The organism is Curvibacter sp. CHRR-16 (genome assembly GCF_018474005.1).
In the GTDB taxonomy this organism is placed as follows: Bacteria; Pseudomonadota; Gammaproteobacteria; order Burkholderiales; family Burkholderiaceae_C; genus Allorhodoferax.
Genome location: NZ_JAHCSH010000002.1, coordinates 671,580 through 687,080 on the forward strand (window position 1 = coordinate 671,580; position 15,501 = coordinate 687,080).

Annotated in this window: 15 protein-coding genes; 5 read left to right on the forward strand and 10 right to left on the reverse strand. The window is 62.0% G+C overall.

Going from position 1 to position 15,501, the window contains the following annotated elements:
• Positions 1 to 5 precede the first annotated feature (5 nt).
• Genes KIK84_RS06785 through KIK84_RS06795 form a run of 3 tightly spaced genes read left to right on the forward strand, consistent with a single transcriptional unit; the run spans position 6 to position 3,789 of the window.
• Positions 6 to 1,091, forward strand: a complete 1,086-nt coding sequence (locus KIK84_RS06785) for a mandelate racemase/muconate lactonizing enzyme family protein (protein WP_214122265.1) — start codon at positions 6 to 8, stop codon at positions 1,089 to 1,091.
• A complete protein-coding gene (gene manD, locus KIK84_RS06790) occupies positions 1,088 to 2,299 on the forward strand; it encodes a D-mannonate dehydratase ManD (protein ID WP_214122266.1) in 1,212 nt (403 codons plus the stop codon). Before KIK84_RS06785 ends, manD begins: the two co-directional genes overlap by 4 nt.
• Before the next feature lie 11 nt (positions 2,300 to 2,310).
• Positions 2,311 to 3,789, forward strand: coding sequence for a mannitol dehydrogenase family protein (locus KIK84_RS06795; protein ID WP_214122267.1), 1,479 nt, complete (start codon positions 2,311 to 2,313; stop codon positions 3,787 to 3,789).
• A gap of 77 nt (positions 3,790 to 3,866) precedes the next feature.
• Here the strand turns inward: KIK84_RS06795 and KIK84_RS06800 are convergent, their stop codons facing one another.
• The 5 genes from KIK84_RS06800 to tsaB form a co-directional block, all read right to left on the reverse strand.
• The gene (locus KIK84_RS06800) at positions 3,867 to 4,304 is read right to left on the reverse strand and encodes a hypothetical protein (RefSeq protein ID WP_214122268.1); all 438 of its coding nucleotides are present in this window, start codon (positions 4,302 to 4,304) and stop codon (positions 3,867 to 3,869) included.
• 105 nt (positions 4,305 to 4,409) lie between these two features.
• Positions 4,410 to 5,312, reverse strand: a complete 903-nt coding sequence (gene yedA / locus KIK84_RS06805; RefSeq protein ID WP_214122269.1) for a drug/metabolite exporter YedA — start codon at positions 5,310 to 5,312, stop codon at positions 4,410 to 4,412.
• Positions 5,312 to 6,094 carry a uracil-DNA glycosylase gene (locus tag KIK84_RS06810; protein WP_214122270.1) on the reverse strand — a complete coding sequence of 261 codons (783 nt, stop codon included), beginning with the start codon at positions 6,092 to 6,094 and terminating at the stop codon, positions 5,312 to 5,314. The genes yedA and KIK84_RS06810 overlap by 1 nt, the downstream gene beginning before the upstream one ends.
• Positions 6,094 to 6,612, reverse strand: a complete 519-nt coding sequence (gene rimI, locus KIK84_RS06815; protein WP_214122271.1) for a ribosomal protein S18-alanine N-acetyltransferase — start codon at positions 6,610 to 6,612, stop codon at positions 6,094 to 6,096. Before rimI ends, KIK84_RS06810 begins: the two co-directional genes overlap by 1 nt.
• Positions 6,612 to 7,388, reverse strand: a complete 777-nt coding sequence (gene tsaB, locus KIK84_RS06820) for a tRNA (adenosine(37)-N6)-threonylcarbamoyltransferase complex dimerization subunit type 1 TsaB (protein WP_214122272.1) — start codon at positions 7,386 to 7,388, stop codon at positions 6,612 to 6,614. The genes rimI and tsaB overlap by 1 nt, the downstream gene beginning before the upstream one ends.
• 42 nt (positions 7,389 to 7,430) lie before the next feature.
• On the opposite strand from tsaB, the gene dacB reads away from it, so the two are divergent.
• Positions 7,431 to 8,930: a D-alanyl-D-alanine carboxypeptidase/D-alanyl-D-alanine endopeptidase gene (gene dacB / locus KIK84_RS06825; RefSeq protein WP_250207785.1), complete on the forward strand. Its 1,500-nt coding sequence runs from the start codon at positions 7,431 to 7,433 to the stop codon at positions 8,928 to 8,930.
• On the opposite strand, the gene KIK84_RS06830 is transcribed toward dacB, so the two are convergent.
• From KIK84_RS06830 to purE, 4 genes are all read right to left on the reverse strand, one after another.
• Positions 8,914 to 11,067 carry a putative bifunctional diguanylate cyclase/phosphodiesterase gene (locus tag KIK84_RS06830; protein WP_214122274.1) on the reverse strand — a complete coding sequence of 718 codons (2,154 nt, stop codon included), beginning with the start codon at positions 11,065 to 11,067 and terminating at the stop codon, positions 8,914 to 8,916. The genes dacB and KIK84_RS06830 overlap by 17 nt on opposite strands.
• A gap of 49 nt (positions 11,068 to 11,116) precedes the next feature.
• Positions 11,117 to 12,211 (reverse strand): L-threonylcarbamoyladenylate synthase, encoded by a 1,095-nt coding sequence (locus KIK84_RS06835; protein WP_214122275.1) that lies wholly within the window; start codon positions 12,209 to 12,211, stop codon positions 11,117 to 11,119.
• A gap of 2 nt (positions 12,212 to 12,213) precedes the next feature.
• Complete coding sequence (locus KIK84_RS06840; protein ID WP_214122346.1) at positions 12,214 to 13,431, reverse strand: 5-(carboxyamino)imidazole ribonucleotide synthase; 1,218 nt, start codon at positions 13,429 to 13,431, stop codon at positions 12,214 to 12,216.
• 68 nt (positions 13,432 to 13,499) lie between these two features.
• The gene (purE, locus tag KIK84_RS06845) at positions 13,500 to 14,006 is read right to left on the reverse strand and encodes a 5-(carboxyamino)imidazole ribonucleotide mutase (RefSeq protein WP_214122276.1); all 507 of its coding nucleotides are present in this window, start codon (positions 14,004 to 14,006) and stop codon (positions 13,500 to 13,502) included.
• Between the two features lie 41 nt (positions 14,007 to 14,047).
• Here purE and trxA point away from each other — a divergent pair, with 41 nt between their 5' ends.
• Positions 14,048 to 15,004, forward strand: coding sequence for a thioredoxin (gene trxA / locus KIK84_RS06850; protein ID WP_214122277.1), 957 nt, complete (start codon positions 14,048 to 14,050; stop codon positions 15,002 to 15,004).
• Between the two features lie 22 nt (positions 15,005 to 15,026).
• On the opposite strand, the gene KIK84_RS06855 is transcribed toward trxA, so the two are convergent.
• Positions 15,027 to 15,488, reverse strand: coding sequence for a GFA family protein (locus KIK84_RS06855; protein WP_214122278.1), 462 nt, complete (start codon positions 15,486 to 15,488; stop codon positions 15,027 to 15,029).
• Between the last annotated feature and the right edge of the window lie 13 nt (positions 15,489 to 15,501).

Sequence of the window (15,501 nt, forward strand, 5' to 3'; positions counted from 1 at the left end):
CAAGTATGAAAGCCAGCACCATTCGCGAGTTGCGCTTGTTCGAAGCCAGCTCCCCTTTGTCACGCCCCATTGCCGATGCCACCCACCAGATTGGCCACATTGGCTTTCTGGTACTGGAACTGGTGCTGCACAACGGCGTGCGTGGTCAAAGCTATTTGCTGTCATTTGATTACTCGCACCATGCCATACGCGGGGCGGTGCGCGACATCGCCCCCATGGCAACCGGTTGGGATGCCGCCGCCAGCGGCAGTTTCATCGTCCATGCCGAGCAGGCACACGAGTACTTTGGACAAGAGGGCGTGCAACGCTGGGCTCTGGGCTTGGTCAACATCGCTATGTGGGATGCATGGGCGCGCCACTTGAATGTGCCCATGCACCAACTCTGGGGCAGCACCCGCACACAGGTGCCGGTGTACGGATCGGGCGGTTGGCTGTCTTACAGCGATGCCGAGTTGGTGGATGAAGTGCGCGGCTATGTGGAACGTGGTTTTCGGGCGGTCAAGATCAAAGTCGGATCGCCCAATTGGCAGCGTGACATCGAACGCCTGCGCTTGGTGCGCGAGGCGGTAGGCCCCCATGTGCAGGTGATGATGGACGCCAACCAAGGCTGCGATTTGGCCGGCGCTTTGGCACTGGCCCATGCAGCCAAACCATGGGGTATACGCTGGTTTGAAGAACCTTTGCACCACCACAACGTGGCGGGCTTTGCCAGCCTGCGCGCGCAAGCCGGTATCAGCCTGGCCATGGGTGAGCGCGAGTACGACACCCGTACCCTGCAAGCGCTGATCGCCGCACAGGGCATAGACATGTGGCAGCCCGATTTGCTGCGCTTGGGCAGCGTGCAGGCTTGGCGCGACTCAGCAGCACTGGCCCATGCGCACCACCTGCCAGTGCTACCGCACTATTACCGCGACTATGACGTGCCACTGCTATGCACCATCACCAATGGCTTAGCCGCCGAGAGTTTTGACTGGATTGATGGCCTCATCGACACCCCTTTGCAGGTGCGCGATGGCATGGCTTATCCACGCGAAACCCCTGGCTGGGGTTTCCGCTTCCGTGAACCGCTGTTGAAAGAAATTGCCGTATGAAAATCACCTCCGCCAAAGTCATTGTGTGCAGCCCGGGGCGTAACTTTGTCACCCTCAAGATAGAGACCGATGAAGGCCTGAGTGGCATTGGCGATGCCACCCTCAATGGCCGCGAGTTGGCCGTGGCCAGCTACCTGACTGACCACGTGATCCCCTGTCTGATCGGGCGCGATCCGCAGCAAATTGAAGACATCTGGCAGTACCTCTACAAAGGCGCGTACTGGCGCCGTGGCCCCGTCACCATGAGTGCGATTGCTGCGGTGGACACCGCGCTGTGGGACATCAAAGCCAAAGCCGCCAACATGCCGCTGTACCAACTGCTGGGGGGCAAAAGCCGCAGCCGCGTGATGGTGTACGGCCACGCCAACGGCAAGGACATCGAGCACACGGTGGACGAAGTGCTGCGCTACAAGGAGATGGGCTACCAAGCCATCCGCGCGCAAAGCGGAGTGCCGGGCTTGGAGAAGGTGTACGGCGTGGGCCGGGGCAATATGTTTTATGAACCCGCCGATGCCGACCTGCCCAGCGAGCACGATTGGTCTACCGAAAAATACCTGCGCCACACACCGCAACTGTTTGACAAAGTGCGTGCTGCCGTGGGATCAGACATCCACCTGCTGCACGATGCGCACCACCGCTTAACGCCCATTGAAGCGGCGCGCCTGGGCAAAGACTTGGAGCCGTTTCGCCTGTTCTGGCTGGAAGACACCACCCCGGCCGAAAACCAAGAGGCCTTTCGCCTGATTCGCCAGCACACCACCACCCCGCTGGCCGTGGGGGAAATCTTCAACACCATCTGGGATTGCAAGGATCTGATACAGAACCAGCTCATCGACTTCATCCGCACCACGGTCGTCCACGCTGGGGGCATCACGCACCTGCGCCGCATTGCCGATTTGGCCTCGCTCTACCAAGTGCGCACCGGCTCGCACGGGGCCACCGATTTGTCGCCCGTGTGCATGGGCGCGGCTTTGCACTTTGACATCTGGGTGACCAACTTTGGCATTCAGGAATACATGCGCCACACCGACCTGACCGATGCCGTCTTCCCGCATGCCTACACGTTTGAACGCGGCTATATGTACCCCGGCGATGTGCCTGGGCACGGTGTCACCATCGACGAAGCGTTGGCAGCCCGCTACCCCTACCAACGCGCCTACCTGCCGGTGAACCGCCTGCAGCACGACGGCACCTTGTTCAACTGGTAAGGAGTGCACGCATGCCAAGACTGCATCCTGACCGCTTGAACCAACTGCCCGCTGCTGTGCAGCGCCCGCAGTACGACCGCGCTGCGCTGCGCTGGGGCATTGTGCACATGGGCATTGGTGCCTTCATGCGCGCCCACTTGGCCGTGGCCACCGAAGCGGCACTGGCTGCGGGCGACTTGCGCTGGGGCATCGTGGGCGTCTCGCTGCGCCAAGCCGACACCCGCGATGCGCTGGAGCCGCAAGGTGGCCTCTACACCGTGGCCGTGCGCGATGCCGATGCACAAGGCCAACCACGCCAAACCCTGCAAGTGCTGGGCGCCGTGGGGCGTGTGCTGGTGGCCCCCGAGTCCCCGACTGCCGTGCTAGCGCAAATTGCCGCCCCCGACACCCGCATCGTGAGCCTGACCATCACCGAAAAGGGCTACTGCCACGACCCCGCCAGCGGGCGCTTGCGGCTAGATCACCCCGACATTGCCCACGACCTGCAGCACCCACAAGCACCACGCACAGCCATCGGGTTCATGGTGTGGGCCTTGCAACAGCGTTTTGCCAACGGGTTGCCGGGGCTGACCCTCATGTCACTGGACAACCTGCCCGCCAATGGACAGGTACTGCAGGGCGCGGTGCTGGACTTTGCGCGCCGCATCGACAGCACGCTGGCCGAACGCATCGCCTGCGAGTGCCGCTTTCCGTGCTCCATGGTGGATCGCATCGTCCCGCGCACCAGCGATGCCGACCGCGCCTTGGTGAGCGCTGCACTGGGCTGCGACGACCAATGGCCCGTGATGGCCGAGCCATTTTTCGACTGGGCGGTGGAAGACCAGTTTGCCAATGGCCACCCCGACTGGGGGTATGCCCGGATCGTGCATGAAGCGGCGCCGTGGGAGCGGCTCAAGCTGCGCATGGTCAATGGCACGCACTCGTGCATTGCCTACCTCGGGGCCATGGCCGGCTGGAACACGGTGGATGTGGCCATGCGCCAGCCCGCACTGACGCAGTTTTTGCAAACGCTGATGCAGCACGAGATTGAGCCCACACTGCCTGCCTTGCCGGGCTTGGACTTGGCGGCCTACCGCAGCAGCCTGCTAGAGCGCTTTGCCAACCCGGCATTGGCGCACCGCACGCAGCAAATTGCCATGGATGGTTCGCAAAAGCTGCCGCAGCGCTGGCTGGGCACCGTGCGTGACAGGCTGGCCACGCAGCACAGCATCGACCACCTCGCCTTGGGCTTGGCGGCGTGGGTGCACTACCTGCGTGGAGTGAACGAAAGCGGTGAGGCCTACACCGTGGACGATCCGCACGCGGCGGCATTGCAGGCCTTGTACCGGGAGACAGTGGGACAGCACACCCATGTGGAATCCGTCCAGCGCATGCTGGCGTATGCGCCCGTGTTTGGCGATTTGGCTGGCAACACCACCGTGGCACAAGCAGTCCTGCCACACTTGCAGCGGCTGCAAACACTGGGCGTGCAAGCCAGTTTGTTGGCATAAAAAAAGCACGCCAACTGGCGTGCTTTTGTGGTTTGACGAGTCTGTCAGAGTCTGTTGCTCCTTGAGCAACGTTTTGCTTACCAGCGACGGCGGCTGGCGGACTCTTCCAATTCGATGTCCAAGTTGTAGCTGCGGGCAGCGTCGGCGTCGTACTGGATTTCGTATTCGGCCACATGCTGACCCACTTGGGCGGGCAGTGAGTAAGCACTGATCATGGCAGACACAGCGCCTTCTGTACCGAAGCCTTGTGCGTAGTATTCGATGATGCCGGCCAGTTCAGCCACAGGCACAGACAGTGCGGCTGTAGCCAAAACCAGCAAAATCAGTTGGGCAAACAACACAGACAGGGTGTCTTCGCTGATCAAGGTCTTGAAGTTGTCGATGGCTACCACGGCGATCAGAGCGCAAACGATGAACTTGAGTGCCACAGCGGTGTAGTAGAAACCGCGTTGTTGGGAAGCGTTGGCGCGTTCAGCGCGGGCAACGGTGGCAAAGCTGGTAGTAGTGGTAGACATGTTTAACTCCTTGATTTCAACGACTCGATGGCTGAATCTTAGAGAAAACCCTAATATCAAACTAATTTATTTGATTGATTTGATAAATTTTTTCCGTGAATACATCTACGCACGGTTTTTGCGCACACCCGCCCACAGCATCAGCACTACCCCCAGCAGCACCACGCCCACAGCCGACCACTCCAGAGGAGAAACCTGCTCGTGCAGCACCCCCACACCGAGCAGCATGGCAATAACAGGGTTCACAAAGGTGTAGCTAGAAGCCAATGCAGAACTGCTGCGCTGCAGCAACACCATGTAGGCGCTGAACGCCAACAGCGAACCAAACACCACCAAATAGGCCCACGCCACCCACACCGTTGGCTCGGTAGAAAGCGTGGGCCGCTCGCCCACAAACCACGAGATAGCCCACAGCACCAGCCCCCCAGCCAGCATTTCGCTGGCAAAGCCCATAGCACCGGGGGCCAACTCCAGCCCACGTTGGCTCAGCACACTGCCCAGCGCCCAGCCCAAGCATGCCAGCGTGATGGCCAGCAAACCCTGCGGCGAGGCCTGAAAGCCATTGCCTTGGGTCAACAACAGCACACCGCCCAAACCGACCGCAATTGACGCCCACTCCAGCGCACTGGTGCGCACACCAAAGCACTGGTTGATGAGCGCAATCATCATGGGCACCACGGCAATAAAGGCCACCACCAAACCCGAGCCAACGCTGGTTTGCGCTACCGCCGTCAGCCCCATACCGCCGCCCATCATGAGCGTACCGATAACCACTGCACTGCCCCACTGGCGCAGCGTGGGCCATGCATCACCACGCCAGCGCACCCACACCAAGAGCAAGGAGCCCGCAGCCAAAAAGCGTGTGGCCGAACCAAACAAGGGGGGGAAGCCCTCCAGCATGAATTTGATGGCCGTATAGGTGGAACCCCATACCAGCCAAGTAACCAGCAAACAGGCAACGATAAGGGACGACAGCGCCTTGGCATGCGCTGTAGAAGCAGTAGACATTAAGAATTCTCCAGAGCGTCCCAGGCCAGACACCAGTCGGCCCAAGCCTGCGCCTTGTCGGCGCTATTGCGCAGCAGCATCTTGGGGTGGTAACTCACCACCAGCGGGATGCCGCCGTAACGAAACACTTGGCCGCGCAATTTGCCCGGCGGGGCATGGACCAAGTGCGGGGTTTCTGTAGCCAGCAGGCTTTGTGCCGCAAAGCGCCCCAGCGCCACGATGACGCGGGGCTGTACGTGGGCGATTTCGGCATCCAGATGCAGGCGACACTGGGCCATGTCGGCCGGACTGGGCAACTGGCCCACGGGGGGACGACAACGCACGACATTGACCACGCGCGCACCTGCAGCACCCGCACCGCTGCGGCTAGCGCCCACGGCCTTGAGCATGTTGTCCAGCAGCAAGCCCGCATCGCCCACAAAGGGGCTGCCTGCGGCGTCTTCGGCTTCATCGGGTGGGTCACCCACCACCAACCAATGCTGGGGCTGCACAGGCAGTGCTTGCAGGGTGGAGTTGCGCCGGCCTTTGCACAAAGTGCATGCAGTGCATTGGGCTGCAGACTGCACCAGCGCATCGGCCACGCCCGCAGCAGGCGCAGGCACAGGGGCACTGACAACGGGGCTTGGTGCAGGCGTTTGCGCCACAGGCCGGGGGGCCGGGGGAGCCGGTGGTGCTGGGTTTTCAGTGGGTGCAGGCAGGTTGGCATCTGCATCGCTGGGGTGCCACAGGCGTATGCCCATTTCTTCCAGCATGGCCTGCTGGCGTTCGTCCCAAGGCCACATCAGACGCGCTCCTCGTGCGCAGTGCGCAAGTCCAAGCGCATCACGATAGCGTCTTCCCGCACGCCCTGCTCGGCCGGGTAGTAGCCCTTGCGCTGGCCTACCTCACGATAGCCCAAGCGTTGGTAGAGCTGGCGTGCGCGGCCATTGCCCGCACGCACCTCCAACCAGACGCACTGGGCGGTTTCACTGGTGGCCCACAGGTGCATGGCGGCCATCAAATACGCACCCAAGCCGCGCCCTTGGCACGCAGGCAGCACAGCCACGTTGAGCAAATGCGCTTCGTCCAACACGCGAAAGGCCACGTAGTAACCCAGCAACTGTTTGTGCCCATTGCGCAGCAATTGCAGGTGGTAGCCATGCTCGAGGCTGGCTTCAAAATCTTGTGCGCTCCAAGGGTGGGCATATGCCTGCTGCTCCAGCGCCGCCACGGCGGCAACATCGGCTTGCAGCACGGGGGTTAGAAACAAGTCCAGCCCCGTGGGGGGCAGCAAGGACGTGGTGGTTGGCACAGCCTCCATCACGCCACATCTCCAACAAGGGCTTGCGCCGCTTTAGCAGCAGCACGCTCAGCCGTGGTTTGGGCTACTTTGTCGCGCACATACAGGGGCAAAGCGTCTTCGGGCGGCACGGCCAAACCCTGGGCCCACAAGGCGGGGGCCAAGCGCAGCATGGCGGTGGCCGTTGGCATGGCCTGCACCACCGAGCCCTGTGGCAAGGCCTCCACGGGCAATTGCGCGCTGTAGACGGTCCACACATTGCCCGCCAACAGCAGCGGCACCGTGCTTGCTGCACTGCTTGCCTCGGCCTCCAGCCACTGGGCAGGACGCATCAACCTACTGGGCTGCAACACAGACCACCGCCCCTGCGCATAGCGGTAGCGGGCGGCATACATTTCGTCCATGCGGGCGTCGAGCAAAGACCATACCTCTAGCTCGTGCAAATCCGGGGCGGCTTGCTGGCGCGCGTCTTCGGCCACCGCCAACAACGAGTCCACTGGAAGCACAGACAAGCCAGCCCCCAATGCCAAACCTTGCGCCACCGAACAGGCGGTGCGCAGCCCCGTGAACGAACCCGGCCCCATACCAAAAGCAATGCCCTGCAACTGCGTCCACACCAGGCCCGCATCCCCCATGAGGCGCTGCACAGCGGGAATCAAATCCACGGACGATTGGGCCGCACCTGCCCCTTGGTAGGCGTGCACGGTGCCTGCCGCATTGCACACGGCCACACTGAGTTGCTCGGTACCTGTGTCCAAGGCCAGCCATGCGGCAGAAGGGGCGGAATTACGATGCATCCCCCGATTATCGCGGCAGCTTGCACGCCCATAATGACAGCCATGCGCCCCCCCTTATTTCACGCCCTCTGGATTGCCTGTACCACCTGCTTGTGGTTAGCGCCCTCTACCGTCCAAGCATCTACCAGCGGGCTGCCGCCTGCTGTGCAGCAAGCGCTGGCGCAAGCCCGCATCCCCAGTGAGGCCCTGTCCGTGGTGGTGCAGCCTTTGGACAGCAACGCCACAGCAGGTGCCCCACGCCTGCAGTGGCGTGCAGACGTATCCATGAACCCCGCCTCCACCATGAAGCTACTCACGACTTGGGCGGCTCTGGATCAACTGGGCCCAGCGTTCAACTGGAGCACGCCCGTTTATGTGGATGGCCCGGTGCGCAACGGCACGCTGCAAGGCAACCTCTACATCCAAGGCCAAGGCGACCCCAAGCTGGTGCTAGAACAACTGTGGTTGCTGCTGCGCAAGGTGCAAGGCTTGGGCATACGCCAAATACAAGGCGATGTGGTGCTCGACCACAGTGCGTTTGCCCTGCCCGAGCGGGATCCCGGCAGCTTCGATGGTGAACCACTGCGGCCCTACAACGTGGCACCCAGCGCGCTGCTGGTCAACTTTCACAGCTTGGCCATTACGTTTCGACCCCCAGTAGGAGGCACGGGTAGCGCAGTGGCCAGCGTGCAATACGACCCGCCACTGGCAGGGGTGGACATGCCCGCCAGCGTGCCATTGAACACCAGCGCCCGCGACTGCGGCGACTACCGCAGCAGCCTGCAAGCTGACTGGAGCGACCCGCTGCGCATACGCTGGCGCGGCAGCTACCCCGCAGTCTGTGGTGAGAGAACATGGCCCGTGGCCTACGCCAGCCCTAACGACTACGCGCCGCGCGCGCTGGCTGGGTTGTGGAGCAGCATGGGTGGCAGCGTGACAGGCCAAGTGCGCTGGGGTAGCGTGCCAGCCGCGCTGCTGGCCCAGCCGCCAGCCTTGGTGCACGCATCGCCACCGCTGAGCGAAATCGTGCGCGACATCAACAAGTTCAGCAACAACGTGATGGCGCAGCAGGTGTTCTTGAGTCTGGCTTTGCAGCGCAAAAACAGCAATGCCAGCAACGCAGCCATCGCGCCCAGCCCCGTCACATGGGACAACGCACGCCAAAACCTGTTGGACTGGTGGCACCAGCGGGTAGATCCCCAAGGGCAAACGCAAGACCCCTTGGTGGACAACGGCAGCGGGCTATCGCGCAATGAGCGCATCAGCGCGGCAGCCATGGCCTTGCTGCTGCACAAGGCCTACCGCAGCCCCACCATGCCCGAACTGATGGCATCCCTGCCCGTGCAAGGCCAAGACGGCACCATGCGCCGCACCAGCGCCAGCAGTGTGGGCAGCGCCCACCTGAAAACCGGCAGCTTGAACAATGTATTGGCACGCGCAGGCTACGTGTTGGGGGCCAGTGGCGAGCGCTATGTGGTGGTAGTGCTGGTGAACCACCCACAGGCCGGACAAGCACGGCCTGCGGTGGAGGCTTTGATCGAGTGGGTTATGCGGGAGCGTTGAGTGCGGGAGTGTTGAGCACTTCTTGCACGCCGGGCAAGCGCGGGTCTTGATCCCACTCGCGCAGCCACAGCTCCAGCACCATGTCGTCCATGGGGCGGGCAAAGTAATAGCCCTGCGCGTAATCGCAGCCCGCCTCCATGAGCAGGCGGCACTGCTCGGCCGTCTCCACCCCTTCGGCCACCACTTGCAAACCCAGCGCATGGGCCATGGTGATCATGGCGCGGCACAGCACCATTTGGGTCGAACCAGGCTGCAGGTTGCGCACAAAGCTTTGGTCGATTTTGATGAAGTCGATATCGAACTTCTGCAAGTACGACAGCGAAGAGTAGCCGGTGCCAAAGTCATCGAGCGCCACTTGCACACCGGCTTCGCCCCAAGCCAGCAACTGCTGGTGCACGCCGTCGTGGTTGTCCAACAGCATGCCCTCGGTAATCTCCACCACAATGGCCTGCCCGGGCAAGCCCAATTCGCCCAAGCGCTCCAACCACAAAGCCGTGGTGCCAAAGCGCGAATAGAACTGCACTGGGGAGCAGTTGATACTGATCTGGAAATCCGGCTGGAAGTGGGAGCGCCAGCGCAGCGCTTGGTCTGCCGCTTGCTCAAATACCCAATTGCCAATCTCCACAATGCGCCCAGTGCTCTCGGCCAAGGGCACAAAGTCGGCCGGGCTCACAAAACCCAACTGCGGATGCTGCCAGCGCAGCAAGGCCTCCACCTTGTGCACCACACCACTTCGCAAATCCACGATGGGTTGGTACACCAGCTTGAACTGATCCTCTTGCAAAGCCACACGCAGATCTTGGGTCAGGCGGCTGCGGCGCATGGCTTCTTGGTGCATGTCCGGCGTGAAAAAGCAGTACTGGTTGCGGCCCTTGGATTTGGCCACGTACAAAGCCTCATCGGCATGTTTGTACAGGGTTTCAGCACTCAAACCATCACCGGGGAAAACAGCCACGCCGATACTGGCAGATACGTAGGCCTGCTCACCAGCCAACTCGTACACCGACTCCAAGTGTTTGAGCAAGCTATCGAGCAAGGGCTTGATATCCTCTTGTTCGTACAAATCGGTGAGCAAAATCGTGAACTCATCGCCCCCCATGCGGGCCACGGTATCACTGGCGCGCATATGGTTGCGCAGGCGCTGCGCCGCTTGCACCAACAGGGTGTCGCCGCTGTCATGCCCCAAGGTGTCGTTGACTTCCTTGAAACGGTCCAAGTCGATAAACAGGACGGCAAAACCCTTGTCCACACGCTGGCAGCGATCGATTTCGTATTCGATGCGCTCGCGCAGCATGCGGCGGTTGGGCAAGCCTGTCAGGCTGTCGTAGAGCGCCTGCTGGCGTATCGTTTCTTCGGCTTTTTTTCGTTGTGTGATGTCGGTGTGCGTCCCCAACAAACGCAGTGGTTTGCCTTGCGCATCGCGGCTGACTACTGCGCCACGGGACATGACCCACTTCCAGCTCCCGTCTTTGCAGCGCATGCGGCGCTCGACACTGAAGGTGCTCCCGCCCTCAGACAAGGCACTGTTCACATGGGCATAAACGGTCGGCAAATCGTCGGGGTGGGTGAGCTCGTCGAGCAAGAGGTTGTGCACCTCCAAATCACCCGGTGCATAGCCGTACATGGCCAGCAAACTGTTGCTCAAATAGAGTTTTTTGGCAGGAACATGCAAATCCCAAATGCCATCCCCCACACTGGAGAGCACCAACTGCCAGCGCTCTTCCCCTACTTGCTGGGCGATTTCCAGCAACTTGCGCTCTTGGATGTTGTGCAACAAGCCCTTGGCGTGCGATGGTTTGGCCAAATTCGGGTCGGACTTGGTGAGCATGCCTTGGACATGGAACCAGCAGTACCCCATGCTGGCGTGTTTGATACGCACATCCACACTGAATATCTGGCGCGGTTGCTCCATGGCCGCCTCTAGGGCCATTTGCAAGGGCACCATGTCGGCTGGGTGCAGTAAATCGGCCATATCCATTAACGCCGCAGAGTCACCCACACCACCGTAGCCCAGCACACTGTCCATACCCAGCATATGGGTGAAAGCTTGCTGCGAAAAGTCCCACTCCCACAGAGCGGCTTGTCCGGCTTGCAAATAACCGAGCACATCTGTCTCGGGGGAGGCGTGGTTGGTCATGGTGGCGGGCATATTACCAATGAACGAACCCTTTATAACGAAACTGGGCTTAGGCAGCGGCTCTTTGTAGCCTATCGCGCACCCCATCCCAGTCGCTGCCAGCAGGAGGGGCCTCTACCCAAATCAAGCCTACGCCCGTATCGTCCATCGCGCGCAAGCGTGCAAACAACTCATGGGCTGCGGCTGCAGCACTGCTGGGCATGCGGTAGCTGCTAACCAAGGCGGCAGGAAATTTGAGCGGGCTGCGGTGGTACAGGGCGATGCGCGCAGGCTGGTCTGGGGCGGTTTTGGTGGGTTTGCCGTGCTGCAACATGTCCAGCGCCTGCGCCAGTTGCTGGGCGTCCATCAAGCGCACTGTGGCGCGTGGTGCGTAGTGCGATTCCAACGTGCCCGAGGCCTTGGGTGCAGCCAAACTGGGCTGCAACGCCCGTCCCTGCTGCTGGTCTAGCTCCTGATTGGATAGCAATTTGCGCCCACAGGCTTGCAAGACTTGCTCTGGCGTGATGGCTCCGGGACGCAGCAGCACGGGTTCACCGCGCGTGCAATCGATGATGGTGGACTCAATGCCCACATCGCACGCGCCACCATCGAGCACCAACAGGCGATCGCCCAACTCGCTGGCCACATGCGCCGCTGTGGTGGGGCTGACGCGGCCAAAGCGGTTGGCACTGGGGGCGGCCAGCCCCCACACGATCTGGGTGGCACCGCCTACTTCGGGCGAAGCGGGTTGGCGCAAGCGCTCCAGCAAAGCCATGGCCACGGGGTGCGCCGGACAGCGCACGCCCACACTGGCTTGGCCGCCAGCCGCCGCATCGGCCACGCCAGCGCGGCGCGGCAAAATCAGGGTGAGCGGGCCGGGCCAGAAGGCATCCATAAGGGCTCGGGCAAAGTCGGGCACGCGCTCGCAGTAATGGTCCACCCCGCTGTGGCCGCCATCCAGCGCTGCCACGTGAACAATGAGCGGGTGGTCTGCTGGACGGCCTTTGCTGCTGAATATCTGCGCCACAGCCTGCGGCTGGTCGGCATCGGCCGCCAAGCCATACACCGTCTCGGTGGGCAAGCCCAGCAATGCACCGCTGCGCAGTGCAGCGGCGGCCAAATCCAAACTGGTGGCCAGTTGCGCTGGCGCGGTGGAAACAATCATGCTCAGAACGGCGCAATGCCCAAAATAGCCGCCGCTTGCAAGGCCACGCTGCGCACCTGCTCCACACTGGCCCCGGTGATGTTGAGGTGGCCCATCTTGCGGCCCTTCTTGGCCTGCAACTTGCCGTACAGGTGCAAGTGCGTGCCGGGCAAAGCCAACACTTTGTCCCACGCGGGCACACCACCGTCACGCCCTTCGTTGGGCCAGATATCCCCCAGCAGGTTGAGCATGATGGCCGGGCTGTGCAAGCGCGGCTGCACCAAGGGCAACTGGGCCAGCGTGCGCACCTGCAGGTGGAACTGCGACACATCGCAGGCGTCCATGCTGTAGTGGCCGCTGTTGTGCGGGCGCGGGGCCATTTCGTTCACCACCAAGCCGCCTAAGGCTTGCGCATCGGGATGGGTCGGGTCGAGCACGAAAAACTCGACGCACAACACCCCTACATAACCCAAACCCTCTGCTATGCTTTTTGCAGCATTCACAGCACGTCCAGCAAGCTCTGCGGGCACATTTCCTTCAAAAACCTCGGTCACCGCCAAAATGCCATCACGGTGCAGATTGCGCTGCACAGGCAGATTGACCATGGTGCCGTCCACCCCGCGGGCGACGATGACGGAGCATTCGCTGGCCAAGGGCAGCATTTTTTCCAGCACGCAGGGAACGCGCTGCAGTTGATCCCACGCGGCGGCCAGTTCGGCGGCATTGCGCACGCGCACCTGGCCTTTGCCGTCGTAACCCATGCGGGCGGTTTTCAAAATGCCGGGCAGTAGGTTAGCCCCCACGCTTGTCACTGCGTGTACTGCGCTGCCCCCCAAGGGGGCGCTCGATGCCCCGGCCACTGCGGCTAATTGCTCGGGCGTTTCGATGACGGCGTGCGGCGCGCACGGCACACCGCATTGCACAAAGTGGGCTTTCTCGGCGGCGCGGTCTTGGGCGATGGCCACGGCAGACGCCTGCGGAGCCACCAAGCGGTGCTGGGCCAGCCAGGCCAGCGAGTCGGCCGGCACGTTCTCAAACTCGGTGGTGATGGCGTGCGACACGTTGACCAGCGCTTGCAGGCCCATCGGGTCGGTGTAGCTGGTGTGCACGTGGTGGTGGCTGATGCGGCCAGCCGGGCTGCCGTTATCGGGGTCGAGCACCGCGGTGAAGAAACCCATTTGCTGCGCAGCATGGGCGAACATGCGGCCCAACTGGCCACCGCCCATCACGCCCAGCGTCATTTCGGTGCTGCCGCCCAAACCACTGCCTGCGGCTTGGCTGGCCGCGTTGTTGGCTTTGGTCGCGCCCATCAGAAATTGCTGCCCGTGATGGGCAGGGTCATGTTGCGGGCGGTTTCGGTCTGGTCCACGCGGAAGGCTTGCAGTTCCAAGCGGAAATCGGGGTTGTGGTTGCCCAGCATGGCCACCGCGAACAAGGCCGCGTTGGCCGCACCCGCGGGGCCAATGGCGAAGGTGGCCACTGGGATGCCTTTGGGCATTTGCACGATGCTGTGCAGCGAATCCACGCCGCTCAGGTGCTTGCTGGGCACAGGAACACCCAGTACGGGCACCGTGGTTTTGGCCGCCAGCATGCCGGGCAAGTGCGCCGCACCACCGGCTCCAGCGATGATGGCGTGCAGTCCGCGCGAGGCGGCACTTTCCGCGTAGGCGAACATGTCATCGGGCATGCGGTGGGCCGAGATGACCTTGGCCTCAAAGCGCACGGCAAACTGCTGGAGAATAGCGACTGCGTATTGCATGGTCTCCCAGTCAGAGCTGGAACCCATGACAACGCCTACTTGGATATTTTTTTGCATAGTCCCCGATTTTACGTTTAGCCCTTCCAAAGGCATAGGCCATGATCAACGTCACCCTCCACAATTTTGAAGCCGAAGTCATCCAAGCCTCTTTCGAGGTACCTGTTCTGGTGGACTTCTGGGCCCCCTGGTGCGGCCCCTGCAAGGTCATTGGCCCCCTGCTGGAAAAGCTGGAAACCGACTACGCTGGCCGCTTCAAGCTGGTCAAAATCGACTCCGACCAAGAGCAGCAACTGGCCGGAGCCTTTGGCATCCGCAGCATCCCCACTTGCATCTTGCTGATGGAAGGCAAGCCCGTGGATGGCTTTGCCGGGGCACTACCCGAAGGCCAGCTCAAGGCCTTTTTGGACAAGCACCTGCCATCGGCCGACGAACTGGCCGCTGACAGCGACGCCGACGAAGCCCAAGCACTGGCCGCCGCTGGCGACACCGATGCCGCGCTGGCCAAGCTGCAAGAAGCCCTGCAACTGAACCCCGCCAACGACGACGCCCGCTACGACTACGTGCGCCTGCTGATGGAACTGGGCGAACTGCAAGAAGCCCAAATCGCGCTGCAGCCCAAGCTGGTCGAAATCCCCAAACAACTGCGCTTTGAAGCGCTGGGTTTGTACATAGACGCCATCCAGGCCGTGCAGCAAGACCCGCGTTCAAACTGGTCGCCCGAGGAGTTTGACGCCGCCATTGCCGCCAACAAGCGCGACTTTGACACCCGCCTCGCCAAAGCCCGCCTGCTGTGGGTGGCCGGCCACTGGACACAGGCCATGGACGAGTTGCTGGAAATCATCATGCGCGACAAAGCCTGGAACGACGCCCTGCCCCGCCGCACCATGGTCGCCATCTTGGAACTACTGACCCCGCCCAAGCCCAAAGCCCAAGCCAACGAAGTTGGCAAGAGCGCTGGCGGCATCGAAGTGCTGGGCCGCGCCGTGGTGGAAGAAGACCCGCAAGCGCAGTTGGTATCCACCTACCGCCGCAAGCTGAGCATGGCGCTCAATTAAGTGACAGCTGCAGGCTGCCCACCTACCGTGGGTGCGCCTGCTGCCACGCCTCCAACAGCACACCCATGGCAGGCGGGTTGCCTTCGTACTGCAACGCCTGCGGCGGTATCTCTACCCACCCTTGCTTACTTGCCGTCCACACATGGGCCACGGGTTGCAAGGTACTGGTTTCGCTCAGCGTGCCAGGTTTGATGCTCATGAACTCGGTTTGCCCTAGCAACTGGTGGAACAAGCGTGTGCCGCACACTGGGCAAAAGCGGCACGCCATCTGCCGCCCTGATGGGGTGACGCGCACCCACTCCTGCACTGCACCTGTGTGCAGCTGAACACTGGGGTGCTTGATCCACAAGGCCATGCCAAAGGCACTGACCGATTGGCGCTGGCACTCGGTGCAGTGGCACACAAACAAGGTTGCGGCTTCACCCTGCACGCTGTAGTGCACGTGACCGCATTGGCATTGGCCGGTGAAGGTATTGGTGATCATGCTCATGTCCTTT